The following is a 24,565-nucleotide window of genomic DNA, read 5'->3' on the forward strand; positions in this document are numbered from 1 at the left end:
GAGGAGCGCGCACCCAGAACACCGCCTGGGCAGAGGAACCAGCCGGCCACGGCTACGTCGTCGCAGCTCTTGATCACCCTTACGACTCGGCCGCTGTCACTGCCGCCGACGGCGGTTCACGCAGGAGTGGTCACTGCCCAGAGGCGAGGATCGTGCCGACGGCGGCGAGCGCGGCTCCGGCGCCCATCAGCACCGCGCCCAGGCCCACAGCCAGGGAGGTGACCTGCCATGCCTGGTAGGCGCTCATGAGGGAGGCGCGCAGGGTCTCGCCCATGAAGGCCGTCTGGCGCAGCGCGACGAGCTCCTCGTCGGCGCCGGCGGCCTGCAGGTCGGCGCTGACTTCGGAGTAGCTGCGCCCTCCGGTGGCCTTGCGCACGTTGCCGCCGATCATCTCGGAGAAGACGCGCGCGTGCGTGCCGCTCTCCACCCGGCGCCCGGCGTAGCGGCCGTGTTCGGCGGGTAGCCCCTTGCCCGGGAAGGTGATCTTCTGGCGGATGAGCTCGTCACGGATCTCCTCCCTGCCCCGCAGACCGCGCACCGTCATCACCGCGCCGGCCGTCAGCATGGCCACTCCGGTTCCGCCCAGCAACAGCATCAACGCCAGCTTCCGCACATCGTCCACAGGTTCACTCCTTGCCGATCCGTAACAAGATCCGTCGAAGTCATGGCGGCCCGCAACCGGTCCACGCAAGGCCAGGTCCGCTGCCGGACCTGGCCGCAGGCCCTTTTTCCGGAAAAGCCGCACGGAAAGAATGCGGCCGCCACACCGGTGCCGGGCAGGGCCACCAGTCCTCGGTATCCCGGCCGAAGGTCCCGCCGGCCCCGGCCAGGCGGCCCCGGCCAGGCGGCGTCGGTGAAACGCGCGGACACGAAGCTGCGGCCGCAGGCAGGCCGGCGGCGGTGAAGAAAGGACTTTGGTCCCTGCCGCGGCGGCCTTTGAGCCCGGTCCCCGCCCGATCGGTGCGCACTAGCGTGGGCGATGCCCGCTCCCCACGTGACGATCAGCGGAGAGAGAACCCGGTCGTGGCCATAGAACCGACGACGGCACGCCCGCCCGGGCACCGCCCGCCCCCACAGGACGGCCCGGCCGCCGCGGGTGGCTCCCGCCCGGCCGTCGCGCGCCTGCCCCTGCTGGGCGGTGCCGCCGCCGCGCTGCTGGCCGGCCTGTACGGAGGGCTGGCGCTGCTGGTCCCCGAAACCCCCGTGCCGGTGGCCTTCACCGAGCAGCACGGGCCGTTGATGGCACTGGGTTTCCTGGGCACGCTGATCTGCCTGGAGCGGGCGGTCGCGCTGCGGAGCCGGTGGGGGTACGCGGCTCCGGTGCTGTCGGCGCTGGGCGCCGTGGCGTTGGCGGCCGGGGCCGAGCAGGTGGGCCGGCTGGCGCTGACCGCCGGCGGCGGCTGGCTGGCCGGGATCTACCTGGCTCTGCTGGGCCGGTGCCTCAGCCGCGAGACGCTGATGCAGCTGGCCGGGGCACTGGCCTGGTACGCGGCCGGGCTGCTGTGGCTGGCCGGGCGGCCGGTGCATGAGCTGGTGGTGTGGTTCGCCGCGTTCCACGTGTTGACCATCGCCGGGGAGCGGCTGGAGCTGGCCCACGTGGCGTTCCTGCGGCGCGGGGCATCGGACGGGCTGCTCATGGCCTGCGCTCTGCTCGGCGCCGGGGCGCTCTGCTCGGTGTGGCAGCCGGGCTGGGGGGCGCGCGTCGCCGGGGCGGGGATGGTGGCGGTGGCCGCCTGGCTGGCCTGGCATGACGTCGCCCGCCGCACCGTGCGCGGGCGAGGGCTGCCGCGGTATGCGGCCGTGTGCCTGCTGGCCGGGTACGGCTGGCTCGCGGTGGCCGGGGCCGTGTGGGCGGCCAGTGGTCTGGCGGCCGGATCGTTGCTGTACGACGCGGCGCTGCACGCGTTGTTCCTGGGTTTCGTGATGTCGATGGTGTTCGGGCACGCGCCGGTGATCCTGCCCGCCGTGCTGCGGGTGCGCCTGCCGTACCGGCCGGTGCTGTATGCGCCGCTGGCGGTGCTGCACGGGGCGGTGGCGGTCCGCGTCGCCGGTGATCTGGCCGGTGCGGGTGCGGCCCGTACGGCGGGCGGTCTGCTCGCCGGGATTGCTCTGCTCATGTTCGCCGGGTGCGCGGTCGCGGTGGCGCGCTCACGCACCCGGTCGCCGATAGGGAGGTGACCGGGGTGACCTCGGTCGGGATACGTATCGAGCAGGGGCCGCCGCTCGCCGCGCCGGGTCCCCGCGCATCGTGGCACCTGCGGGCCAACGCGATCGTGGTGGGCTGGCTGGCCCTGACGGTGGCGGTGGCGCTGGCCGGTGAGGTGCTGCCGGCGCCGCGCTGGCTGCTGATCCATGTTTTCCTGCTGGGCGCGGTCAGCACCGCGATCCTGATCTGGAGCGAGCACTTCACCGTTGCGCTGCTACGGACCCGGACGCCGGCGCCGCGCTGGAGTCTGACCCGGCTGGTGCTGATCAACGCCGCGACGGTGGCGGTGCTGCACGGGGTGGCCGCCGGGCCGTGGTGGGTGGCGGCGGCCGGGGCGGGCGTGGTGGTCGCGGTCGTGCTGTGGCATGCGGCGGTGCTGGTGCGGCTGGTACGGCGGGCGTTGCCGGGCCGCTTCGGCCACGTCATCGCCTGGTATGTGTGTGCGGCCGGGGCGCTGGCCGTCGGCGGGACACTGGGCGGGCTGCTGGCCGCGCACCTCGGCCACGGCCAGATGCACGAGCGGCTGCACGCCGCGCACGCCCAGGTGAACCTGCTGGGCTGGGTCGGTCTGACCGTGCTCGGCACCCTGTTCACGCTCTGGCCGACCGTGCTGCGCACCCGCATGTCGGAAAAGACGCGGAAGGCGTCCCTGATCGGGCTGCGGCTGGCCGCACCCGGCCTGGCGCTGCTGGTCGGCGGCCTGCTGGCGGATCTGCGCGTGCTCGCCGCCGCGGGCCTGGCGGCGTATGCGGCCGGGGCCGGTGCGGCGCTGGCGGCGCTGGTCGAGGCGATGCGCGCCCGCCGCCCGCACACCGGATCCTCCTGGATGCTGGCCGCCGCCGTCGTCTGGTTCGAGATCGCACTCCTGGCCGACCTGGTGATCGTCACCACCCGGCCGACGGAAGAGGTCGCCGCCGCGCTGGAGCCGTTGCTGCCGCCGGTGCTGGTCGGGTTCGTCGCGCAGGTGCTGCTGGGCTCGTTGCTGCATCTGCTGCCGGCGGTGCTGGGTGGCGGCCCGGCCCGGTTCAAGGAGAACGCGGCGCTGCTGGAGCGCGGCTGGAGGGTCCGGCTGGCCGCGCTCAACGCCGGGGTGGTGGTGCTGGCCCTTCCGCTGTTGCGGCCGCTGGTGCTGCTGGGCTGGACGCTGGTACTGGCCCCTGTGGCGGTGTTCGTGGTGCTGGCGGTGGCCGCGCTGGTCCGCTCCCGGGCACTCGCCGTCCCGCAGGCCGGGGCGGCGGAGGCCGCAGGCGGCGGGCCGGGCCGTACGGTGGCCTCACCCGCGCTGGCGGGGGTGGTCGTCGGCTGTCTGCTGACGGCCGCCGCGGTCGTCGTGGCGGCCGGCGGCGGATCCGGTCCGGCGACGAGGGTGACGGCCACCGGCTCCCGCACGGTCGAGGTGACACTGTCGGGAATGAGCATCCGTCCGGCAGCGATCGAGGCCGCGCCGGGCACGGTGCTGACGCTGCGGGTGACCAACACCGATGCCCAGCGGCACGACCTGCGCCTGGCAACGGGGGAGCGCACCCCGCTGCTGGCCACCGGACAAGGCGCCACGCTGAAACTGGCGCCGCTCGGCGGGGCGGTCGACGGCTGGTGCACCGTGGCCGGGCATCGGGCCGCGGGCATGACGATGCGCATCGTGCCCACCGGCGCGCTCGCCCGGGCCGGCACCGGGCATGGTGCGCACGGGACAGCCGGCGGGGACACGCAGGCCGGGACCTCCGTACCGGGCACCGGTACATCGGCCCGTCTGGATCTGGCCACCCCTTTCTCACCCGGGTGGAACCCGTACGACGCGGCGCTGAAGCCCGCGCCCGGCGGCACGGAGCACGAGGTGGGGATCCGGGTGGACGACACCGTGGTCCGGGAGGTCGCGCCCGGGGTGCGGCAGCGGGTGTGGACGTTCAACGGGACCGTGCCCGGGCCGGTGCTGCGCGGGAAGGTGGGGGACGTGTTCACGGTGACGTTCGTCAACGGCGGCACGACGGGCCACGGCATCGACTTCCACGCCGGGTCCAATGCCCCCGACAGGGTGATGCGCACGATCCAGCCGGGCGAGCGGCTGACCTACCGGTTCCGGACCGAGCACGCCGGGGCGTGGCTGTATCACTGCTCGACCATGCCGATGACTCAGCACATCGCCAACGGCATGTACGGGGCGGTGGTGATCGACCCGCCGGATCTGGCGCGGGTGGACCGGGAGTTCCTGCTGGTCCAGGGCGAGCTGCATCTGGGTGAGCCGGGCGGCGACGCGCAGGTCGCCAAGATCCGTGAGGGCCGCCCGGACGGGTGGATGTTCAACGGCGCCGCCGCCGGGTACGATCACGCGCCGCTGAAGGCGAGGACGGGTGAGCGGGTGCGGATCTGGGCGGTGGACGCGGGGCCGAGCTCGGGCACCGCGCTGCACGTGGTGGGGGCGCCGTTCGACACCGTTTACAAGGAGGGCGCCTATCTGCTGCGCGAGGGTGATGCGGGTGGCGCGCAGGTGCTGGATCTGGCCCCGGCGCAGGGCGGGTTCGCCGAGCTGGTCTTTCCCGAGCCGGGCTCTTATCCGGTGGTGGATCATACGATGCGCCAGGCCGAGGCCGGGGCGCACGGGGTGTTCGAGGTGGAGGCTCGGTGACCTGGTGGTCGGGGGTGCGGTTCGCGCACGTGCTGTCGGCGGCGCTGTGGGTCGGCGGGCAGCTGACGGTCTCGCTGGTGGTGCTGCCGCTGGCGCGGCGGCTGCTGGACGAGCAGCGGCGCGCGCAGGTGATGCGCGCAGTCGGGCGGCGGTTCGGGCTGTTCACCGGGGCGGTCTTCCTGCCGGTGCAGCTGGGCACCGGCGTGGCCCTGGCCTGGCGCAAGGGCGTCACATGGGAGTCGCTGGCCGAGCCCGGGTACGGACGGATCCTGGCGGCGAAACTGGCGCTGTTCTGCGCGGTCATGGCCGCGGCCGGCCTGCACGGGTGGGCCATGGGAGCGAGGCGTCCCGGATTCGCACGGGCGATGGCGATGACGGCACTGGTCGGGTCGGTCGGCGTGGTCCTGCTGGCCACCGCGCTGCCGGCCACCTAAGCCGACAAGCCCGCCGGCCTGTGACCCTCTGGGGTCTTTGGGGTCCAGCCCGGGGGACTGGTCTTGGGGTCCAGCCCGGGGGACCGAAGACCCTGAGATCGGGATATGGCCCCCGGACCCGGAAAGGATGAGTGACGCCGCACCGCAGCCGGCATCCTCGCGGCACCGCGATCACCCTCGCTGGAGCAGCCGATGAGTTCCCATCGACCCACCGGGTCGCCAACCCCAACGCTCACCGCGCCTACGCCTCAGCGATCGATCGGACCATGGCCGAGGTCGGCGGCGGCGATCGTCTGCTGGCCGACGTCGCCGACACCGAGATCGGCGACGCGCTCACCTCGCGGTGGGGTGGATGCGCGCCGGCGACCTGGAACCGAAAGCGCGCCGCCGTCGCCGGGCGCAGATCAACGTGGAGCGCCCGGAGCGAAGCGCCGACGGTCTGCGTCCGCGGGACAGGGGTGGCGTATGACCCACTGGCCGGTTCATAACGCCCTATTTACCTGGGCATATGATCGGCGGCATGGCGCTGCAACTTATTCAGGTGAATTTCAAGGCTCGGGATGACTCGGCGCTCGGCCGGTTCTGGGCGGAGGCGCTCGGCTGGGGTGTTTCCAGCGAGGGACCCGGCGTGACCAACCTCGAACCCGAGGGCTTCGCCTGGCCGGACCCCGACGCCTTCTACGTCGATCTCGTCACCGTCCCGGACCCCGAAACGGTGAAGTACCGCGTGCACCTCGAACTCGCCACCACCTCTGCCGCCCATCAGGCGGAGTTGGTCGCGCGCCTGAAGGAGCTCGGTGCAACGCCCGCAGATGTGGGCCAGGGCGACGTCCCGTGGACAGTCCTGGCAGACCCGGAGGGCAACGTGTTCTGCGTGCTGGAGCCTCGGGAGATCTATCGGGACACCGGGCCGATCGCCGCGGTAGTGGTCGACTGCGCCGATCCGCGGGCCATGGCCCGGTTCTGGGACGAGGCGCTGGACTGGACCCTGCACGAGGTCACCGACGATCATGCGCTGCTGCGCTCGGCCAAGGGTGTCGGTCCGTATCTGAAGTTCCTTGGCACGCCCGGCGTGAAGACCGTGTGGAACCGTGTCCATCTCGACCTGCTGCCGTACCCCATTGAGGATCAAGAGGCGGAGGTAGCCCGGCTACGGGCTCTGGGCGCCACCGCCGCCGACGTCGGCCAGGGCGATGTTCCGTGGAAGGTCCTGGCCGATCCGGAGGGCAACGAGTTCTGCGTCCTCGGACGGGGCTGAGGCAGGCTTCTTCACCTGCGGCTCGTGCGACGGCTCCTCGGCGGTGGCGTCGGCATCTTCTCGTACAGCGAGGCCACCGCCGCCCGCCGTGCCGGCACCGACCTGGAGCGCATCGGCCGTCACGGCGGCTGGGCCGGCAGCTCCACCGCCTACCGACCCACGTCGACCTCGAAGACGCCGTCAGCCACCTGCCCGCCGACCAATAGGGCGCCGCTGAGCTGGACGAACTCGTACTGGCCGACCAGCCTGGGTGAGCAGGTGCCGCTGCGGCCTCTGGTCCGCCTGGCCCCGAAAGCCCCAGCGCCGGCCTGACCTTCCACCAGGTCCTGGCCGCGCTCCAGACCTCATCGGCGCGTGGGGCGGCGCGGTCGGCGATGCAGGTGGCCTGGAGGGCTTCGCGGTGTGCCCGGGGTCAGGGACTGAAGGGCGTCGTGCAGGACGACGGACGACAGCATGCGGTCGATGTCGTCCGCCTCGCTGAGGATGTCTCGGCCGACCAGGCGCTTGAGCTTGGCCCGCATGCCCTCGACATGGCGCGGCGGACCCGGACGTCCGGTCACCCTCAAGGCCGAGGCATGGGACAAGGCCGGTGACACCGTCAAGCAGATCACCATCCGCGCCTTCGACCTCCGCAAGTAACCCAGAACCCCGACGAGCCCGGCCCGCCCTCCGGATGGAGGGCGGGCCGGTCGGTGAACTGCTAGCGCAGCGGGAAGACCCGGGTGCTGGTCTGCTTGACCCGGTTGCCCGCCTCGTCCCACGCCTCGGCCCTCAGGCTGACCGCGCCGGTGGTGGCGCGCAAGGCGGGATACTTGACACTGGCCGTGTACAGGCCGCCGGAGCCGCGCTTGAGCGTGACGGGCTGCCAGGTGGCGCCGTCGTCGGTGCTCGCCCACAGCTTCAGCCCGGCGATCTTCGGCATCCTCGCCGTCGACCGCGAATGGTAGGCCTCGACCTGGAAGGTGTGCTTGCGCCCCGCCGCCACGGCGTTGCCGGGGTCGCCGCCCAGGGCGTAGCTGACGAACACCGCCGGCGTGGGCCTGCAGTGCTCGCCGTACCCCTCGACGAACCACGAGTTGCAGGCGGCGCCGGGCTGGACCGCGTCCTTCGCGGGCGGCCCGGTGAAGGTCCACTCGACGTCGTTCGTGGCGCTCTTGGCCGTCAGCCGGTAGACGCCCGCGGAGGCCGGCAGGGTGAACCGCGGCGCGTTGCCCGCCAGCGGCTCGACCCCCTGGCGCGGGATCTCCTTGCCGTCGTGGTACAGGCGCGTCTCGTACACCGGGGTGAACATCTGCTCGGTCGACCAGTAGTCGTCGCTGTCGACGCGGGAGTCGGCGACGCCGGAGACCTCGGAGAAGTCGGCCCACAGCTTGTCGCCCTGCACGCAGATCGCGCAGTTGATTCCCAGCCCCTGTTCCTTGAGCACCCCGGCCTCCGGGTCGGGCAGCGCGGCTGCCGCGTCGGACACCGTCCCGGCGCCAGGCGTGCCGGGCGCGAACCACACCTGCCCGGTACGGCCCGGCCGCTTGTAGACCTCCGTCAGGTAACGGCTGTGCACGCCGTTGGTGCCCTTGGGGTCGGGCGCCATGCCGCGGATGTGCACGACGGAGGGGTCGGTGGGCCAGACGTACTCCGTGCGGACCTGCGGCGCGATGCCGGCGACGTCGGAGTCGGAGGGCGAGACGCTCCAGCGCTGGGCGTCGTCCTGCTTGTAGGCGAGGGTCCACTCCCAGTAGCCGCCGGTCTTGGGCGCGCGGATGTCCAGATCGACGCGGGCGACGTCCCGCTCGCGCACCGTGTAGTGCATCGACGAGGGGATGCGCCCCTCCTCGTACGGCGAGAGCGCGTAGGTGTAGGGGGAGTGCGGCGTGCCCGTCACCCGGATGGTGAGCGGGCCGCGCCTGGCCTGCTCACGCAGCGCGAGACCCTCCTTGGTGGACAGGTACGCGTTGGCGATGCCGAGCGGCTTGGGGTCGCCCGTGAACGGCTTCTGCCAGATCGGCAGCGGGATGGGGCAGCCGGAGTCCTGCGTGGGGTAGATCACCAGGCCGGCGGCGCCGGCGTCCCTGACGGCGCCGATGCGCTCGATCTGCACGCCGCAGGTCGGGTTGCCGAGGAAGTCGACCGTGCCCTCGGCCGCCATCAGGACGAGCCTGCCGCGCAGGTCACGCCCGGCGAGCTCCTCGGGGGTGCCCTGGCCGACGTCGGTCAGGAGCAGGTCCTTGGTCCCGGTGAACGGCGTCCAGCCGGGGTGGTGGTTGACCTCTCCCTGCCAGTGGAGGTTCGCCGCCGGGTTCAGCTCCATCTCGCCCCGGCCGCGCACGCTCATGGCGATCTCGGACTGCCCGAGCGTCCACTGCGTGGCGAAGCGGAAGGCGCCCTTGGTGACCTTCTCGGTCGGCAGCACCCACAGCTTGCCCCAGGAGCCGATCGGCACCGTCTGCAGCACCGACCCGGCGAAGACCTCGCCCTTGGCGTTCGTGCGCTGGTAGAAGCTGGTGAACGCGTTGTTCAGCGGCTCGGCCGGCCGGGGCGTGCTGAAGCGGACCTGGCTGGCCTTCCTGGCGTCCATCGTGATCTCGGTGTCGCCCGTGATGGTGAGCTCGGGGTCGAACAGCCAGACCCGGTTGCTCCTGCTGTCGGCGTCGGTCCACTCCATCACCTGCAGGACGCTGACCGTCCCGGCCGGGACACGGGTGACCACGACGCCCTCGTCGACGATCAGGTGCGGGCTCAGGTGGCCCTTGCGTCCTTCGAGGTCCACGACGTCCTGGGCGAAGGGGGTGCGCGGCTTGCCGTCGCGGCCCAGGGTACGGATGGTCAGCTGGTAGGTCGGGGCCTCCCGCACCGCGCCCGCCGGGGTGGTCAGGCGCACGCCGTCGGCCTGCGCGGTGACCGCGCCGCTGTAGGTGCCGAGTTCCAGGCCCTGGGTGACGAGCGTGACGGTGGTGGCGGCCGTGCCCTTGGCCGGGACGGTGAGCGTGGCGTCGGCCGTGCTCAGCCGGTTCTCGCCCATGGCCGCCGTGAGCGTGAGGGTGACCGGCCGATCGCCGAGGTTGGTGTAGGCCAGCTCGCGGGTCAGCGGCTTGCCGGAATCGTCCAGCAGGCCGAAGTCGAGGTTCGGCGTGGCGGCGAAGACGGTCTGCGAGACCGCGCGGGCGACGTCGAGCCGGCCGGCGCCGCGCTGGTAGACGGTCCCGCCGACGTCCTTGACCGTCGACATCAGCGCGGCCTTGAGCTGCTGCGGCGTCCAGTCCGGGTGCGCCTGCGCGACGATCGCCGCGGCGCCCGCCACGTGCGGCGTGGCCATCGAGGTGCCGGACGCCTTGGTGTAGCGGTCGTCGACCGGGCTGCCCATCGTGGTGCCGGCGGCACGCGCGGCGGCGATGTCGACGCCGGGCGCGGTGATGTCCGGCTTCAGCGCGGCGTCGCCGACGCGCGGCCCCTGGCTGGAGAACCAGGCCTGCTGGTCGGCCTTGTCGACGGCGGCCACGGTCAGCGCCGCGTCGGCGGTGCCGGGCGTGGAGACGCTCTCGGGCGTGCCGTTGTTGCCCGCGGCGATGACGAACAGCGCGCCGGTGGCGGCGGTCAGGCCGTTGACCGCCTGGCTCATCGGGTCGGTGCCGTCGGTCGCGTTCGCGCCCAGGCTCAGGCTGACCACCTTGGCGCCGCTCGCGGTGGCCCACTCCATGGCGTCGATGATCCCCGACTCCGAGCCGCGGCCGGAGCTGTCCAGGACCTTGCCGACCAGGAGCCGCGCGCCCGGCGCGACGCCTCTGTTCGCGCCGCCCGAGGCGGCGCCGCTGCCCGCGACGGTGGAGGCGACGTGGGTGCCGTGACCGTGGCCGTCCTGCGCGCTCTCGTCCGGTACGAACGAGCGCGCCTCGGCGATCTTCCCGGCCAGGTCGGGATGGGCGGCGTCGACGCCGGTGTCCAGGACGGCGACGGTCACGCCCGTGCCGTCGTGCCCGCCCTTCCACGCCTCCGGCGCCCCGATCTGCGGGACGCTCTCCGACAGGTCGGCCTCGACCTTGCGGTCCAGCCAGACCTTGCCGACGCCGCCGCGCAGCCCGGCCCTGCCCCTGGCGTCCGGCTCGGCGTGCAGCGCGGCCCAGAAGGCGCCCGCCTCGCCCTTGGCGACGTCGAGTGCGGCACCGTTGACGCTCTCCAGCGTCGCGGTGGGCACGCTGGCCGGGATGGCGTCGGCCGAGCTCTTGGCGGCGGCGAAACCCTTCGGGTACTGCACGATGACGGGCAGCCGCTCGGTCTCGGCGTCGGTGTAGCCGTTCTCGGCCAGGTACTTGACGTTGAACAGCTCGCGGTCCAGGGTGCCCGACTGGATCGCGGGGAAGGCGTCGTCGGGCAGGACGTAGACGCCGTCCCGGCCCGACCGTACGAACAGCGACGGGAAACGGCCGTCCGACCTGGGCCCGCCACCCTGCCCGATCGCGTAGCGACCGCCGCCGGTGTCGGTCAGCGTGACCTTGTCGCCGGTGATCAGCGTGACGGTGTGCGGTCCCTTGCCCACGCCCTTGAGGGTGAGCGGCTGGTACGGCTGCGCCTGGGGAGCCGGCTTCAGCGCCTGCGCCGTCGCGGGAGGCTGGACCGCCAGCGTGGCGGTGACCAGCGCGAGAGCCGAGGTGAGCGCGAGCGAGCCGCGCCGGAGCCGGCTCACGCCGCTCCTCTCGGTGGGGTGTTCATGCTCATGAGGGGTGTTTCGCCTTTCAGGGGGTGGGTCAGAGCGGCTCGAAGCCGTCCGGTGGCTGGATCTCCTCCGTGCCGGGGTCCTCGGACACCTGCTGCGCGCTCGCGGGCTCGTCCGGCTGGAGCTCGGGCCGCGGTGGATCGGGCACGCGATCGGTGCGTGCGGGCGTGTCTTCGGGCATGGGGAAAGAGTCGCGCGCACCCCGTGAATGGGGATATGGGGCGAGCATGGGGTGAACACCCCAATTTCAGGATCAGGAACCTGGGGTGCCTCCCAAGTGACGCCCCAGTTCGGTGCGCGAGCGCGCGCCCAGCTTGCGCATGGCCACGCCCAGGTGCTTGTCGACCGTCTTCGGCGACAGGAACATCTGCCGGGCGATCTCCTGGTTGGTCAGCCCCTTCGCGGCGAGCCTGGCGACCTGCGACTGCCGGGCGGACAGGCCCTCCGCCCCGCCGTCGTGGCCCGGCCGTATCCGGCTGGTGGGGCGCAGGCCCCAGCGGCGGCCGAGCTGGGTGGCCCGGTCGAGGTCCCAGCGGGCCTCCAGCCGGGTGTACGCCTCGATGGCCCGCGTCAGCGCGGGTCCGGCCCCCGGGTCGCCGAGCGCGGACAGGCAGGCGGCCTGCTGCTCGACGGCCTGGGCCGCGTCGTAGCGCGCGGGCAGCTCCGCGTAGGCCGCAGCCGCCTCCCCGTACCGCTCGGCGGCCCGCGCCCACCGTCCGGCGTGCGCGTCCAGATGCCCGTACGCCTGCGCCAGAGCCGGTACGGCCAGCGGCGCGTCCATGCCACGTAACCGGATCTCATAGCGGCAGACCAGCTCGGCGGCCTCCCGCTGCCGGCCGACGGACAGCAGTGCCTCCGTCACCGCGGCCACGGCCCGCACCCCTATCGGCCACAGGTCCCTGGCCTCCCACCCGGCGACCACGTCGGCCGTCTCCGCGAGCGCCGCCCCGGCTCCGTCGCCGGCGGAGGCGAGCCGCAACAGCGTGGTCACCGGAGCGGCCGCCATGTCGAGGTCGCCCCGCACCCGCAGGTCGCGGATCAGCCCGGCGAGCATGGACCGCGCGGCGTCGAGCCGGCTGGGCGCCGGAGCCAGGCAGGCCGCGATGAGGTCGACGTGAAGGCGTTCATGCGGGCGGTTGCCGCACTGCTCGCGCAGCTCGGCGAGCTCCTCGCGCAGCCCGTCCCACGCGCCGCCGTAGTAGCGCGCCAGTGCCAGGCTGGCGCGTAGCGAGAGATCGTCCCGGGCGGAACCGCTCGCCCCGCGACCGGCGTCGAGGGCCGCCTCCAGCAGCCGCGTCGCCACCCGGTGGTGTCCCGCGTCGACGGCGGTGCCGCCGATGGACCTGTAGGCGCCGACCTCCCGGCGGCCGACCGGACGGCCGCCGGTCTCCTCCAGGATCCGCTCGGTCAGCGCCCACCAGCGAGGGTCGCCTGAACTCACGAAGATCATCGCGACCTTGCCGAGCACGAACACCCTCGGCCCCGGCTCGCCGTCGGCGGGCACGGTCTCCAGGGCGCGTTCCAGCCAGGGCAGGCGCTCGGCGAACGGCACGTCCGTCGTGGTCGGCACGCCCATGCCGACCATGGCCCAGGCGGCCAGCTCCGGCAGCTCCACCAGGTCGGGTACCGCGTCCGCGAACGCCTGCCGTACTCGCAGATCGTCGACCCTGATGGTGTCGAGATACAGGGCGAGCAGGATGCGCAGTTCCCCACGCAGGCTCTGGGGCAGGTCGTGGCTCAGCGCCTCCTCGAGCATCTCGCCGATGGCGGGGATGCGCAGCGTGTAGGTGGCGGCCCAGCCGAGGCGGATGGTCAGCTCGGCCCGCCGTACCGGATCGAGACCGGCGTGCCGGAGCACCTCCTCCAGCAGACGCGCGGCCTCGGCGTCGTTGCCCAGCCCCGTCGCGTGCTCGGCCGCCGCGACCGCCGCCGCCACCCACTCGTCCGGACGGCCCGCGTGACGCAGGTGGTGGGCGACCTGCCCGAGCGGGGTCGGCCGCAGGGTGCGGATCGCCACGGCCGCAGCGGCGTGCAGCGCCTGGCGGCGTCCGAGCGTGACGCCCTCGTAGACGGCTTCGGCGGCCAGCACGTGGCGGAAGGCCACGAGGCCGCCCTGCTCGGTGAGCAGTCCGGAGTCGAGCGCCTCGTCCAGCGCCTCGGTGCCGCTCACCCCTGCCACCTCGACGAGCATCGCGGCGGGCACGGCCAGCCGCAGTACGGCGGCCGCCTCCGTGACCGCCCGCGCGCCGGCCGGCATCCTGCCCACACGTTCCTGCACCGGGGCGCGCACGCCCGCCGGCACGTCCAACTCGTCGAGGGCGCGGCGGGCCCAGCCGCCCTTCCACCGGATCAGCTTGCCCTGCGTGCGCAGCATCGCCAGCAGTTCCTGGACCGCGAGCGGCAGCCCGGAGGAGCGGGCGCACAGGTGCTCGGCGAACTCGGCCGACACCTCCTGGGTCTGCAGGATGGCCGCCGCGAGCGCGCGGGTGCCGGCCATGTCCAGCGGACGTAACGCGAGGTGCTCGCTGGTGATCGTGTCAGCGGGGCGCGTGGTCACCGCCCGCAGCGCCGGATCGGCCTCCTCGCCCCGGTAGGTCAGCACCACCGACAGCCCGGCGGGCAGCGCCCGTACCAGATAGGCGAGGAACTCGACCGTCTGCTGGTCGGCCCAGTGCAGGTCCTCCAGCACCAGCACCGCCGGGCCCAGCGCGGCCAGCACCTCCACCAGCCCGCGCAGGACCCGGTGCAGCTCCGCCGCCCGATCCTCCAGCGACGGCGGCGCCTGCGGCAGCACGTCCTGCAGCTCCGGCAGCAGCGCGCGCAACGCTCCCGTCACCGGCGACAGGGCGGCACCGCTCAGCTCGGTGGCCCGCCCGCGCAGCGCCTCCACCACCGGACCCAGCGGGAACGGCTCTCTGACCTGGCCGCAGCCGCCCTTCAACCACCGCAGTCCCGCGACTTCCGGCCTGGTGGCCAGCTCGGCCACCAGCCGCGTCTTGCCGATCCCGGCCTCGCCCTCCACCACGACCACTGACGGCACCGCCACCACCGCCGCGACCAGCCGGTCCAGCTCGGCCTCACGCGCCACCAGGACCGGCGACACCATCCGACCTACGCCTGTGATCACGGCACGACCTTACACATCACTCGAAGCGTGCGAATAGGACTACCAGCCGGATGTGCGTTGTTCAGATGACAAACGGCGTCACGTCCCGTGCCCGCGTCACGTGCGACGGCTGTCCAGGGCGGCGCTTTCCAGGTCGGCGACGCTGTTTGATCGTTTGTGTCTACTGAGGACGAGAGCGATGAGAAGGGCTTCCTGTCGGCGCGGCAGGTCGCGGCGTACGGGCAGTTCGATGGTCCGCCGCCGGTGGAGGATCTGGAGCGGTTCTTCTTCCTCGATGACTCCGACCGGTGGTTGCTGGAGAAGCGGCGGGGGGACGCCAACCGGCTCGGGTTCGCCCTCCAGCTCACGACGGTCCGCTATCTGGGCACGTTCCTGGACGATCCCCTCGACGTGCCGACGGTGGTGCTGGACGAGCTCGCGGCGCAGCTGAAGATCGCGGACGCCTCATGTGTGAAGACCTACGTGGAGCGGGCGAACACGAAGTGGGAGCACCGCCGCGAGATCGCGGCCGAGGACGGGTGGCGGGAGTTCGCCGAGGTCCGCGACGAGCTGTGCGGGTGGATCGATGCACGAGCCCGTATGACAAGCGGCTGGCCACCCTGTTGTCGACGGTGCTGTATCTGGAGGCCAAGGCCACCGACGACGCCCTGGAACTGTTCGACCTGATCATGACCAACGAGCTCCTCGCGCGGGCGGAGCGCCAGTCGAATACCGACAAAGCCAAGCGGTACCCACGGGTGCCCCGCGACGCCTCCAGGCTCGCGGCGGTGGTGGCGGTGCTGCTGGAGTCCGACGACTGGGGCGCTGATCTGTCGGTGACGCAGTTGTGGGACGCGATCGAGAACGTGGCCTCCCGTACGGAGCTGCGCGCCGCGGTGGACCGGGTGCACCAGGTCGCGCCACCCGACGCCGACCCGAATGGGGAGTGGCGCCAGGCGCTGATGGCCCGCTACCCCCTGGTCCGCCGGTTCGTGCGGCTGCTGGCGACCACGGTCGAGGACGAGCCGGGCGACCTCCTGGAGGCGTACGCGGCCGAGCTCGACGGCATGTGGCAGCACATGGCCACCCGCGTCGAGGCCGGCGGCGTGACGGTCGACGGCGAGGGCCGGGTGCACGCCGCCGCAGTGCAGGCCGTGGCACGACCGGACTCCCTGACGGACCTGCGGGAGCGCTGCCAGGCGATGATGCCCGAAGTCGACATCGGCGACCTGCTCCTGGAAGTGATGGGCTGGCACCCGGAGTTCGCCGCCGCCTACACCCACGTCTCCGGCGGTGCCCGCCTCGATCCACGCACGGCCCAACCCGAAGTACTTCGGCCGCAAGAAGGGCGCCGCCTACCTCAACATGATCAACGATCAGCGCCTCCGACGTGATGCGGATGCTCCAGCACGGCGGCAACCCCACCCGGCTCGGCGACGCCCTCGCCCACTTCGGCAGGATCTTCAAGACGCTGCACGCCCTCGCCTACGCCGACCGCGAAAGCTACCGCCGCGACATCAAGTGGATCCGCAACCTCCAGGAAGAACGCCACGGCCTGGCCAAGCACGTCTTCCACGGCCGCAAGGGCGAACTCCGCGAGGCCTACCACTCCGGGATGGAAGACCAACTCGGCGCCCTCGGCCTGGTCGTCAACGCCATCACGCTGTGGAACACGGTCTACCTCGACATGATCCTGGGCCGGCTGCGCGCCGACGGGTACCCGGTACGCGAGGCTGACGTCGCCCGCCTGCACCCGTACTGGCACCGGCACATCAACGTCGCCGGCCACTACAGCTTCACCCCGCCCGACCTCGACTCCGACGGTCGCCGCGCCCTGCGCGACCCGGGCACCGACGACGGGCAGATGTGAGCCGCCCGGCCGGCAGGTGAGAAGACAACATGGACCCCGTGAGCTGAATCTCCGGGCTGGCCGACCTCCCCGTAGTAACCAGCAAAAACAGCAGAAATCGGCGCTGGCAAAGGAATTCGGCATCAGCCGCGAAACCGTGTACAGCTACCTACGCGCCACGCCAGCCGAAGCCCGCACCTAGATCATCCTTAGCGCCAGTATCAAGCGCCGTCTACTCCTCAACCAAGTTCAACTTTTTGGCCCCTGGCCGCAAGATCGTCAGGAAACCCCCTTATGGATCGGAACTGCGGTGCAGGGGGCCGCGCGACGGTCCGTGAGCGTCGCTATGCGGAGGCTCTCAGGGGCTCCAGGGCGGCTAGGACGAGGTCGAGGCCGAAGATGAACTCCTCCGCCGGGTCGTAGCCGGCAGCGACGAGCGCCGCGGCGGACTCGTTGAGGAAGGGGAACTCGTCAGGAGGCAGCTGGGGCAGGAAGACGTCCTCGGTCATGTCCGCGAACTCATCGGCGGTGTCGAACTGCAGGCTGGCTTCCTGCAGGGCGAAACCGTAGACATAGCTGTTGAGCAACCAATTGGCGTGCGTCGCCATCAGGACCGAGAAGCCAGCCCTCCGCAGGCAGGCGGTGACCGCCTCGCGGTGGCGGAGGTTCGCGGGCCCCGGCGATGTCCGCGACTCCATCAGGCCGATCGCCCACGGGTGGCGTGCGAGAACCTGTCGGGTGGATACCGCCTCCCGTCGCATCGCCGACTGCCAGTCGGTCTCTTCGGGCGGGAGTTCGATCTCCTCGAAAACGATGTCGATCATGGCGTCCAGCAACTCCTCCTTGCTCGCCACGTAGTAGTAGAGCGACATCGCGCCCGCGCCGAGCGCGCCAGCCAGCCGGCGCATGCTCAGCCCGCCGACCCCCTCGCGGTCAGCGAGCCGGACCGCCTCGGCCACCACCCGCCGCTTGCTCAGCCCCGCGTCTGACGCGACCTGGCGTTGTTCCCTCGCAGACACGGTTCTCCTCGCTCCCTCGAACGGCTTGACAATCGTACATCGTACTATCATAGTACGGCGTACGACGTACGGTGTACGAGCCTGCGAGAGTCGCAGCTCGGACGTGAGGAGGCTTCGGTGGGAATCGAACAGCGATCGAGTGCCGGAGCCGGGTCGAGTCAGGCCGGGGCGGCGACGATGCGGGCCGCCGTCCAGTACCGCTACGGGCCGCCCTCAGTGCTCGAGTCGTCCGCCGTCGGGCTACCGCTGCCCGGTCGAGGCGATGTGCTCGTCCAGGTGGGCGCGGCCTCGGTACACCCTGGCGACTACTTCGTGATGACCGGTGTGCCGTATGTGGTGCGCCTGGCGTTCGGGCTCCGCCGGCCGCGCCACGGCATCCCTGGCAGGGACCTCGCCGGCGTGGTGGCAGCGGTCGGGAAGGATGTCACCGCTCTCCGCCCCGGCGACGAGGTGTTCGGCTGGAGCACCGCCGGAACGCTCGCGGAGTACGCCTGCGTCCCGGCGGACAACCTCGTGTCCACGCCTGCAAACCTGTCGGTCGTGGACGCGGCAGCGGTGCCCACGTCGGCCATGACGGCGTTGCAGGCATTGCGCAAGATCGCGAACGTTCAACCGGGCCAGACGGTGCTGGTCACGGGCGCGTCGGGCGGCGTGGGCTCCTTCGCCGTGCAGATCGCCAAGGCTTTCGGCGCCGAGGTGACGGGTGTATGCAGCACCCCCAACGTCGACTTGGTCCGGTCGCTCGGTGCCGACCATGTCGTTGACTACACGAGAACCGACTTCACCCGCACCGAGAAGCGCTACGACGTCATCCTCGACAACGTGGAAGCCCAGCCCCTGGCTGCTGTCCGCCGAGTGCTGACGCCCACCGGCACCCTCATCCCCAACAGCGGACGCGGCGGCCGCTGGCTCGGCCCCCTCGGCCGGATCGTCAAAGCGCGCGTGCTGTCCGGGTTCACCCGTCAGCAGCTGAAGCCCTTCACGTCGATCGGGAAGCGCCAGGACCTGCTCACCCTGGCCGAACTGCTCACGACCGGGCAGGTCACGCCCGTCATCGACCGCACCTACCCCCTCGACGAAGCAGCCGACGCCCTCCGCTACGTCGCGGCCGGCCACACCCGAGGGAAGGTCGTCGTCACCGTCTGACGACCGGACCGACGACAACGACCCAACCCGTGCGTATGCACGCCCAGACCTGCCGCCACTCCGGCGGAGGGACCGTCCTCTCGAAAGAAGAACCGATGACCATCCGAACGAAATCGCCGAACCTGCTCGACAACCCGCCGATTCCCGTGCAGGCCAAGTTCGCCGCCGCATGGACCAGCTTCATGTTTCTCTACGCCTACGTCGACATCTTCAACTTCTTCAAGCCCGGCGTCATCGACGACATCCTGGTTGGCGTCGTCTTTGAGTTCGACATCAGCCCGACGTTGTTGACCATGATGCTCGTGTCCGTGTCGATCCCGGCCCTTATGGTGGTGCTCTCCATGACGCTGCCCGCCCGGGTGAACCGCGCCACGAACCTCGTCGTTGCATTGCTCTACATCCCCTACTCGGTGGTCAACGCGGTAGGGGAGTCCTGGGAGTGGGCCTCCTTCTACGGCCTCTCCATCGGAGTCGAGGTGCTGCTCCTGGCCTTCATCCTGCGCTCCGCCTGGACATGGCCTCGAACCCCCGCCGTCCCAGCAGGTCCCGCGACGACCGACCTTCGACAGTAGGTATCCGTGTAAGCGCGCCTCGGAAAGTCCTACGGCGTGAAGCCCGCCGCCGCGGACACCGCCGACCGTGACCAGCTCAGTCGCCGTATGCGCTGAGAACCTGCTCACGAACGGTCCGGTATGCACATGCCGAAATGCTCAGAAGCCCACCGCTTGGGCGGTTTGGAATCGCGCTCAGTGATCATTCCATTCCGCAATGGACATCGGAATAATTCACTGCCTGCGTGGCGCGGCCAACGACGCCACCATCGCCGTCGGGCTCATGGCGGAGACTGGCCGAATGGATTTCACGCCCACAGGTTGGGTCGCTCGCTACGACGGCAGCGGCGCCAACGGACAGACTTGGCGAGCGGTTGAGTCCTGGAACACCAATGGCACGGCGATGGTCGTCGACCCTGCCACGGCGAAGCTGACCCCGGCATCGGGCTTGCCGGGCTTCGAGCGGCCGGAGGAAGCCAGCCGGGTCGTTGCGGCTTTCCCTGCGCACCCGGGCTGGGGTGCCGGTATGACCGACGGGTGGGCCGACGACGTCACTACCGAGCTGGCCGAGCTCCTGGATGATCCGGATCACGATCCAGACGTCGACTTCGACGAGGAGTACGAACGGCTATAGGCCGGCGAACTCCGCGCGGGCCGCCTCCACGGCGTCGGGATACGCGCTCGCCTTGGCGTGCGCTGCCAGGGCCCGGTAGACGCTGGCCACACTCGGCGACTGCCCCCGGCGCTTCCCCGAGGCGATGACCAGGTCCGGCGCGATGGCCTCGACCTTCTCCCCGGCCGCCTGACGGCGCAGCACGGTGTGCAGCATGTCCTCGGTGATCACCGGCGGCCGGCCGCCGTGCTTGCCCTGGCGCGCGGCGGCGTCGAGCCCTTCGAGAGTGCCCTCGCGGATGCTGTCGCGCTCGGTCTCGGCCAGCGCGGCGAAGAACGCGAACAGGATCCGGCCGTGCCCGGCCGGGTCGTAGATCCCGGCCAGCGGGCCGGCGAGCATCTCCAGGGCCAGGCCGTGCGCGGCGAGGTGATCGGCGATGGCGGTCAGCTCGGCGCCGTCGCGGCCGAGCCGCTTCATCTCGTACACGGTGACGATGACCCGGCAGTGCGGGGCGTGCGCCTTGATCTCCCGGGCGGTGGCCAGGGCCGCCTCGAACTGCGGTCGGAGGCGCACCCGGGTGCTGATCTTCTCGGAGAAAATTTTGTCCCGGGGTATGCCGTACGCGGCGAGGGCGTCGAGCTGCGGCTGGAGCTCCTGCCGCAAGGTGCTGCACCGGGCGTACCCGATCCGGATGTCGGCGGCCGGGCCGTCCGAGCGCGGCGCGACCGGCGGCGGGGTGCCCGGCCGCCAAGGCTGCCCGGGGCCGCGGTCGACAGGCGTGGGCACCCGCAGCATCTTCGCCAGGCGGGGAACCTGGGTGAACCGCCCGGTGTGGTACGTGCCGGCGACCGCCCCGGACCGTGCCCGGCACGGCGAGCCGGGCTGGACGCCGCAGCGGGGGCAGGGTGGCGCTCGACGTCGTCGGCGTCGCGGATCTCAGCGTCGGTCACTCCACAATGTTCTTACAAACATTTCCGACAACCCTCGCCGCGCTCTCTTGAGTGAGAACGGGTTGTGAGAACAGATTCGGCCCGGATCCGGCTCGTCGGCGGATCGGTTGATCGGTTGATCTTGCTCCCAGAATGGATCGTTTATGAGAACGACGAACCGCCCTGAACCCCAAGGTCATCCTTAGCGCCAGTTTTCGCAAGATCGTTAGTCACGGGCCATCTACCAGCTCAGCGCCTGGCACGAATCCAGCCTCTACACGGCGGAAGAGCGGGCCGCCCTCGCCCTGAGCGAGGCCGTCACCCTGCTCCCGGGGGGCGTCTCGGATGAGGTCTACGCCCAGGCCCGACAGCACTTCGACGACAGGGAACTGGCCCAGCTCATCGCGCTGATCTTCACCGTCAACGCCTGGAACCGCATGAACGCGACCACGCGTAAGACGCCCGGCACGCAGTAGCCGTCCGCACGCTTGCCGCAACCCACGGGCGGTGGCCGCACATCCACCGCCCCTCTCATGCCCGTCCCACGTTCACGCCCGCCCGTCCCATGCCCATGCCCTCACGCCCACGACCTGATCTCCGCGACCCGCGACCTGCTCGCCGACGAAGGAAGCCGCCGTGACCCCCACCGATTCCCCTCCGCAGACCTCTCCTGGCGCCGGCGGCTCTCCCGCCAAGGGGTGGTCCGCCGTGCTCGCCGTGTCGCTGGGCATCTTCGCCCTGATGACCTCCGAGCTGCTGCCGGTGGGCCTGCTCACCCCGATCGGCTCGGCCCTGGAGGTCTCCGAGGGCACGGCGGGCCTGATGGTCACGGTGCCCGGCCTGGTCGCCGCCGTCTCGGCGCCCCTGGTGCCGTCGACCGCCGGCTGGTGCTGGCCGTCCTGGTGGGCCTGATGGGCGTGGCCAATCTGGTGTCGGTCTTCGCCACCGGATTCGCCGTCGTGCTCGTCGCACGCGTGCTGATCGGCATCAGCGTGGGCGGGTTCTGGGCCCTGGCCGGCGGCATCGCGCTGCGCCTGGTGCCCGAACGGCACATGGCCCGCGCCACCGCCGTCATCTTCGGCGGTGTCGAGGCCGCGTCCGTCCTCGGCGTGCCCGTCGGCACGCTGATCGGTGACCTCAGCGGCTGGCGCATCGCGTTCGCGGCCGTCGGCCTCCTCGGCCTGACCTCGCTGGCGGGCATGGTCGTGCTGATGCCGAAAGTGGCGCCGCAGCACACGATCTTCTTTTCCGCCCTCCCCGAGGCTTTCCGCTCCCACGCCGGCGTCCGGCTGGGCATCGCGATGACATTTCTCGTCATCACCGGGCACTTCGCCGCCCACACCTTCGTCAGGCCCATCCTGCAGGGCGACGGCGTCGACGCCGGTGTGGTCAGCACGCTGCTGCTGGTCTTCGGCGCCGCCGGCCTGTGCGGCAACTTCATCGCCGGCGCCCTGATCACCGGACGGCTGCGCCAGGCCGTCGTCACCATCGTCCTGGTGCTGGCCGCGGCCATGGCGCTGCTCGCCGTGGCCGCCAACGGCACCGTCTCGGGGGTTGAGCAGCAACCGAACGGCCAGTGACGTTAGGCGAGCCGCCGGGGCTCGGGTTATCGTCACTGGCCGTTCTGATGCGGGTGGTCACTCGTCCTGTCCCCTCGCTGGCGGCTAGCCCCGCACGTGCAGGCCGAAACCCTTGCGGCCCGGCACCTCCAGGCCCTCCTTCAACCGCAGTGACGGAATCTCGTAGTCACCGGAGTTCTGGCGCCGAAACGCGATCGGCTCGGTCGTCTCCAGCGACAGCAGCCGCTCCTTCCATGCCTTGGCGGCGTCCTCGAAGTCACCGTCGGTGATCCTGTCGCTGCCATACAGCACGAACGGCGGCAGCACCTCCACACCCGGGTAGTACAGAATCCCGTGATGGATCGGGAACAGCAGGTCCTCGATCGGGCCGTTGATCCCGCGATCGGTGTAGTGGGACTCGGGGCCCCCGATGGTCACCGACAGGATCGCCCGCCGCCCCTGCAGCGTCCCCTCACCGAAACGCTCGCCGTACCGGGTCTCGTCGTGCACTCCGACGCCGTACGCGAAGCGGAAGGAGAACACCCGGTCCACCCAGCCTTTGAGAATCGCCGGCATCGTGTACCACCACAGCGGGAACTGGAAGATCACCGTGTCGGCCCACAGCAGCTTCTCCTGCTCGGCCGCCACGTCGGGCGTGAGCGCGCCGGCGTTGTACGCTCCACCCGAACTCGGTATCACCCGCAGCGGGCTCGTGGCCTGCTCGCCGAAGTCCGCCGCGTCCACCACGGCCTTCCAGCTCATCGTGTACAGGTCGCTCACCCGCACCTCGTGCCCGGCGGCTTCGAGAGTGGACACGGCGAGGTCCTTCAGCGAGCCGTTCAGCGAACGGGGCTCGGGGTGGGCGTAGACGATGAGCGTCTTCATGGCTGTTCCCTTCAACGAGGTGTGTCGCCATCGATGCTCGACCACCGAGGCCGCGTCATTCAGGGGCGCCTCTTCCATCGGACGGGACTTCCTGGTACTGGCAGGACCACCTTCACCTGCGCAATCAGAGCCATAATGGGGCGCATGGACGATCTCGCGGGCTTCCTGCGCACCCGACGTTCCCGGGTCGACCCTTCCGCCGCCGGCATCCCCACCGACAGCCGCCGCCGCGTCGAAGGGCTGCGCCGCGAAGAGGTCGCGCACCTGTCCGGGGTCAGCGTCGACTACTACGTACGCCTGGAGCAGGGCCGCGCCACCCAGCCCTCCGAACAGGTCCTCGACGCGCTCGCCCGCGTCTTCGGACTCGATGAGACCGAACGCGGGCACCTGTCCCGGCTCGCGCGGCAGCGCCGCCGCCGCGCGAAGTCTCCCAGCGGGCGCCTGCGGCCGGAGCTGCTGCGCGTACTTGACCTAGTCACCGACGCGCCCGCCCTGATCATGGACCACCGGCTGGACGTGGTCGCCGGGAACCGCCTCGCCGGGCTTCTCTTCGGCCGGGAGATGCCTGGCTTGAACACCGCCCGGCACATCTTCCTTGAGGAGGCCGAGCGCGGCCTGTACGCCGACTGGGAGACCTGCACCCTCGACGTGGTCGGGCACCTGCGCCTGGCGGCCGGGAAGTACCCCGACGACCCGGGGCTGGCCTCGCTTATCGGCGAGCTGGCGATGGGCAGCGAGCGCTTCCGCCGCCTCTGGGCCCGCGCGGACGTGCGCGCCCGCGCACATGGACGCAAGGCGTACCGGCACCCACTGGTCGGACTGCTGGAACTGCACCAGGAGAACTTCGCGCTGCCGGATGAATCGGGCATGGAGCTGCTGGTGCTGTCCGCGGCACCCGGGAGCCCTACTGAGGACGGGCTGCGCCTGCTGGGCGCGCTCAGTGGTGATGGACATCCCACAGTGAAAGGCCTGCCGGTAACGAAATAAGCCCGTTGGGGTCAGCAGCGGCGGTTGGCGGGGCATCTTCGCGAGCGATGCGTTCGGCTGTGTCTGCGCCGAGGCGGACGTACTGACCGAGGGTGGCGAGGCAGGCGTGCAGGGGATTTCGCCTGGAGTTCGGACGCGGAGTGGCGTCCGGGCATCGGGAAGGGGAGCCCTCCTGCTCCTTGTCAGTCAGCTCCTCCCAGGTCGGGGCGAGCGCCCGTCCGTGGGGCACGAGCTGCTGGTGAGCCTTGGCCAGGGCCAGGACACGCGGGTCGTCGAGCGGGATCTGGGGCAGCGGCAGGGCGCTCTCCTCAAGAGGTCGGGGGCTGGTCAGTGGGGTTGCCCTCGATGGCCGCCAAGGGCTTGTGGACGACGCCGACGGAGACTTTGACTCCGGCGGCGATGCCGGTCGACCTCCTGGACGGTCAGCAGGTCGCCGTCGCGGATGTAGGCCCGCGAGGAGGATCGGACCGGATTTTGGCGGTAGTCCGGCGGGGTTGACGACGGTTCGGTGACGGCGGGCCCGGTGCGGCTGGCGGGGCGAGAGAGGATCTACAGCACCGTCCCGCCGGGCTTCGGCGTGCCGTCCGAGGGTGTGCAGGGTCTGGCCGCACCACCAGGCGGTCACGGCATAGCCGATACGGTGTCCGGCTTCGCGCAGGAGCACCAGCGCCACCTGGTAGGTGTCGGTCGCGTCG

24 protein-coding genes and 1 pseudogene are annotated in these 24,565 nt (G+C 71.4%); 16 read left to right on the plus strand and 9 right to left on the minus strand.

The annotated features are described in order from the left end of the window. Positions 1 to 130: 130 nt before the first annotated feature. Positions 131 to 622 (minus strand): hypothetical protein, encoded by a 492-nt coding sequence (locus ACZ6R6_RS25565; RefSeq protein WP_470097283.1) that lies wholly within the window; start codon positions 620 to 622, stop codon positions 131 to 133. Between the two features lie 401 nt (positions 623 to 1,023). Between ACZ6R6_RS25565 and ACZ6R6_RS25570 the strand changes: the two genes are divergently transcribed. The 6 genes from ACZ6R6_RS25570 (at position 1,024) to ACZ6R6_RS25595 (ending at position 6,833) form a co-directional block, all read left to right on the plus strand. After that, positions 1,024 to 2,178, plus strand: coding sequence for a hypothetical protein (locus ACZ6R6_RS25570; protein ID WP_470097284.1), 1,155 nt, complete (start codon positions 1,024 to 1,026; stop codon positions 2,176 to 2,178). Further along, complete coding sequence (locus ACZ6R6_RS25575; protein WP_470097286.1) at positions 2,127 to 4,829, plus strand: multicopper oxidase domain-containing protein; 2,703 nt, start codon at positions 2,127 to 2,129, stop codon at positions 4,827 to 4,829. Before ACZ6R6_RS25570 ends, ACZ6R6_RS25575 begins: the two co-directional genes overlap by 52 nt. Beyond that, positions 4,826 to 5,263, plus strand: coding sequence for a hypothetical protein (locus ACZ6R6_RS25580; protein WP_470097288.1), 438 nt, complete (start codon positions 4,826 to 4,828; stop codon positions 5,261 to 5,263). The genes ACZ6R6_RS25575 and ACZ6R6_RS25580 overlap by 4 nt, the downstream gene beginning before the upstream one ends. 131 nt (positions 5,264 to 5,394) lie before the next feature. Then, on the plus strand, positions 5,395 to 5,751 hold the full coding sequence (locus tag ACZ6R6_RS25585; RefSeq protein WP_470097290.1) for a hypothetical protein: 357 nt from the start codon (positions 5,395 to 5,397) through the stop codon (positions 5,749 to 5,751). Between the two features lie 32 nt (positions 5,752 to 5,783). Further along, the gene (locus ACZ6R6_RS25590) at positions 5,784 to 6,521 is read left to right on the plus strand and encodes a VOC family protein (protein WP_470097292.1); all 738 of its coding nucleotides are present in this window, start codon (positions 5,784 to 5,786) and stop codon (positions 6,519 to 6,521) included. 24 nt (positions 6,522 to 6,545) lie between these two features. After that, positions 6,546 to 6,833, plus strand: coding sequence for a hypothetical protein (locus ACZ6R6_RS25595; RefSeq protein WP_470097294.1), 288 nt, complete (start codon positions 6,546 to 6,548; stop codon positions 6,831 to 6,833). 388 nt (positions 6,834 to 7,221) lie between these two features. Here the strand turns inward: ACZ6R6_RS25595 and ACZ6R6_RS25600 are convergent, their stop codons facing one another. The 3 genes from ACZ6R6_RS25600 to ACZ6R6_RS25610 all read right to left on the minus strand — a co-directional run bounded on the left by ACZ6R6_RS25600 (position 7,222) and on the right by ACZ6R6_RS25610 (position 14,353). Beyond that, positions 7,222 to 11,196, minus strand: coding sequence for a S8 family serine peptidase (locus tag ACZ6R6_RS25600; protein WP_470097296.1), 3,975 nt, complete (start codon positions 11,194 to 11,196; stop codon positions 7,222 to 7,224). Positions 11,197 to 11,257: 61 nt separating this feature from the next. Continuing rightward, the gene (locus ACZ6R6_RS25605) at positions 11,258 to 11,407 is read right to left on the minus strand and encodes a hypothetical protein (RefSeq protein ID WP_306869951.1); all 150 of its coding nucleotides are present in this window, start codon (positions 11,405 to 11,407) and stop codon (positions 11,258 to 11,260) included. A gap of 72 nt (positions 11,408 to 11,479) precedes the next feature. Then, entirely contained in the window at positions 11,480 to 14,353 is a 2,874-nt protein-coding gene (locus tag ACZ6R6_RS25610; protein ID WP_470097298.1) for a helix-turn-helix transcriptional regulator, read from the minus strand. A gap of 156 nt (positions 14,354 to 14,509) precedes the next feature. Between ACZ6R6_RS25610 and ACZ6R6_RS25615 the strand changes: the two genes are divergently transcribed. The 4 genes from ACZ6R6_RS25615 to ACZ6R6_RS25630 are packed head-to-tail and all read left to right on the plus strand — an operon-like array spanning position 14,510 to position 16,383. Beyond that, positions 14,510 to 15,019, plus strand: a complete 510-nt coding sequence (locus ACZ6R6_RS25615; RefSeq protein ID WP_470097300.1) for a DUF4158 domain-containing protein — start codon at positions 14,510 to 14,512, stop codon at positions 15,017 to 15,019. Continuing rightward, positions 14,965 to 15,726: a hypothetical protein gene (locus ACZ6R6_RS25620; RefSeq protein ID WP_470097301.1), complete on the plus strand. Its 762-nt coding sequence runs from the start codon at positions 14,965 to 14,967 to the stop codon at positions 15,724 to 15,726. The genes ACZ6R6_RS25615 and ACZ6R6_RS25620 overlap by 55 nt, the downstream gene beginning before the upstream one ends. Continuing rightward, on the plus strand, positions 15,726 to 16,202 hold the full coding sequence (locus ACZ6R6_RS25625) for a Tn3 family transposase (RefSeq protein WP_470097496.1): 477 nt from the start codon (positions 15,726 to 15,728) through the stop codon (positions 16,200 to 16,202). Before ACZ6R6_RS25620 ends, ACZ6R6_RS25625 begins: the two co-directional genes overlap by 1 nt. Positions 16,203 to 16,218: 16 nt before the next feature. Beyond that, a complete protein-coding gene (locus ACZ6R6_RS25630) occupies positions 16,219 to 16,383 on the plus strand; it encodes a helix-turn-helix domain-containing protein (protein WP_470097303.1) in 165 nt (54 codons plus the stop codon). A gap of 142 nt (positions 16,384 to 16,525) precedes the next feature. On the opposite strand, the gene ACZ6R6_RS25635 is transcribed toward ACZ6R6_RS25630, so the two are convergent. After that, positions 16,526 to 17,200, minus strand: a complete 675-nt coding sequence (locus tag ACZ6R6_RS25635) for a TetR/AcrR family transcriptional regulator C-terminal domain-containing protein (protein ID WP_470097305.1) — start codon at positions 17,198 to 17,200, stop codon at positions 16,526 to 16,528. Positions 17,201 to 17,317: 117 nt separating this feature from the next. On the opposite strand from ACZ6R6_RS25635, the gene ACZ6R6_RS25640 reads away from it, so the two are divergent. From ACZ6R6_RS25640 to ACZ6R6_RS25650, 3 genes are all read left to right on the plus strand, one after another. Continuing rightward, a complete protein-coding gene (locus tag ACZ6R6_RS25640; protein WP_470097307.1) occupies positions 17,318 to 18,346 on the plus strand; it encodes an NAD(P)-dependent alcohol dehydrogenase in 1,029 nt (342 codons plus the stop codon). A 95-nt stretch (positions 18,347 to 18,441) separates the two neighbouring features. Next, positions 18,442 to 18,918 (plus strand): DUF6326 family protein, encoded by a 477-nt coding sequence (locus tag ACZ6R6_RS25645; RefSeq protein ID WP_470097309.1) that lies wholly within the window; start codon positions 18,442 to 18,444, stop codon positions 18,916 to 18,918. 196 nt (positions 18,919 to 19,114) lie between these two features. Next, the gene (locus ACZ6R6_RS25650) at positions 19,115 to 19,531 is read left to right on the plus strand and encodes a hypothetical protein (protein ID WP_470097311.1); all 417 of its coding nucleotides are present in this window, start codon (positions 19,115 to 19,117) and stop codon (positions 19,529 to 19,531) included. On the opposite strand, the gene ACZ6R6_RS25655 is transcribed toward ACZ6R6_RS25650, so the two are convergent. From ACZ6R6_RS25655 to ACZ6R6_RS25665, 3 genes and pseudogenes are all read right to left on the minus strand, one after another. After that, positions 19,526 to 20,296, minus strand: coding sequence for a recombinase family protein (locus ACZ6R6_RS25655; protein WP_470097313.1), 771 nt, complete (start codon positions 20,294 to 20,296; stop codon positions 19,526 to 19,528). The two genes, ACZ6R6_RS25650 and ACZ6R6_RS25655, sit on opposite strands and share 6 nt — an antisense overlap. A gap of 3 nt (positions 20,297 to 20,299) precedes the next feature. Next, positions 20,300 to 20,422: pseudogene (locus tag ACZ6R6_RS25660) on the minus strand (zinc finger domain-containing protein); the annotation flags it as partial. 369 nt (positions 20,423 to 20,791) lie between these two features. Then, positions 20,792 to 20,962, minus strand: coding sequence for a hypothetical protein (locus ACZ6R6_RS25665; RefSeq protein WP_470097315.1), 171 nt, complete (start codon positions 20,960 to 20,962; stop codon positions 20,792 to 20,794). Positions 20,963 to 21,075: 113 nt separating this feature from the next. On the opposite strand from ACZ6R6_RS25665, the gene ACZ6R6_RS25670 reads away from it, so the two are divergent. Then, positions 21,076 to 21,351: a hypothetical protein gene (locus ACZ6R6_RS25670; RefSeq protein WP_470097317.1), complete on the plus strand. Its 276-nt coding sequence runs from the start codon at positions 21,076 to 21,078 to the stop codon at positions 21,349 to 21,351. Then, positions 21,327 to 22,019, plus strand: a complete 693-nt coding sequence (locus ACZ6R6_RS25675; RefSeq protein ID WP_470097318.1) for an MFS transporter — start codon at positions 21,327 to 21,329, stop codon at positions 22,017 to 22,019. The genes ACZ6R6_RS25670 and ACZ6R6_RS25675 overlap by 25 nt, the downstream gene beginning before the upstream one ends. Positions 22,020 to 22,103: 84 nt before the next feature. Here ACZ6R6_RS25675 and ACZ6R6_RS25680 read toward each other — a convergent pair whose 3' ends face one another. Continuing rightward, on the minus strand, positions 22,104 to 22,883 hold the full coding sequence (locus ACZ6R6_RS25680) for an NAD(P)H-dependent oxidoreductase (RefSeq protein ID WP_470097319.1): 780 nt from the start codon (positions 22,881 to 22,883) through the stop codon (positions 22,104 to 22,106). 144 nt (positions 22,884 to 23,027) lie between these two features. Here ACZ6R6_RS25680 and ACZ6R6_RS25685 point away from each other — a divergent pair, with 144 nt between their 5' ends. Beyond that, complete coding sequence (locus tag ACZ6R6_RS25685) at positions 23,028 to 23,870, plus strand: helix-turn-helix transcriptional regulator (protein ID WP_470097320.1); 843 nt, start codon at positions 23,028 to 23,030, stop codon at positions 23,868 to 23,870. The last annotated feature ends 695 nt before the right edge of the window (positions 23,871 to 24,565 follow it).

It is taken from the genome of Streptosporangium sp. NPDC048886, from assembly GCF_055586905.1.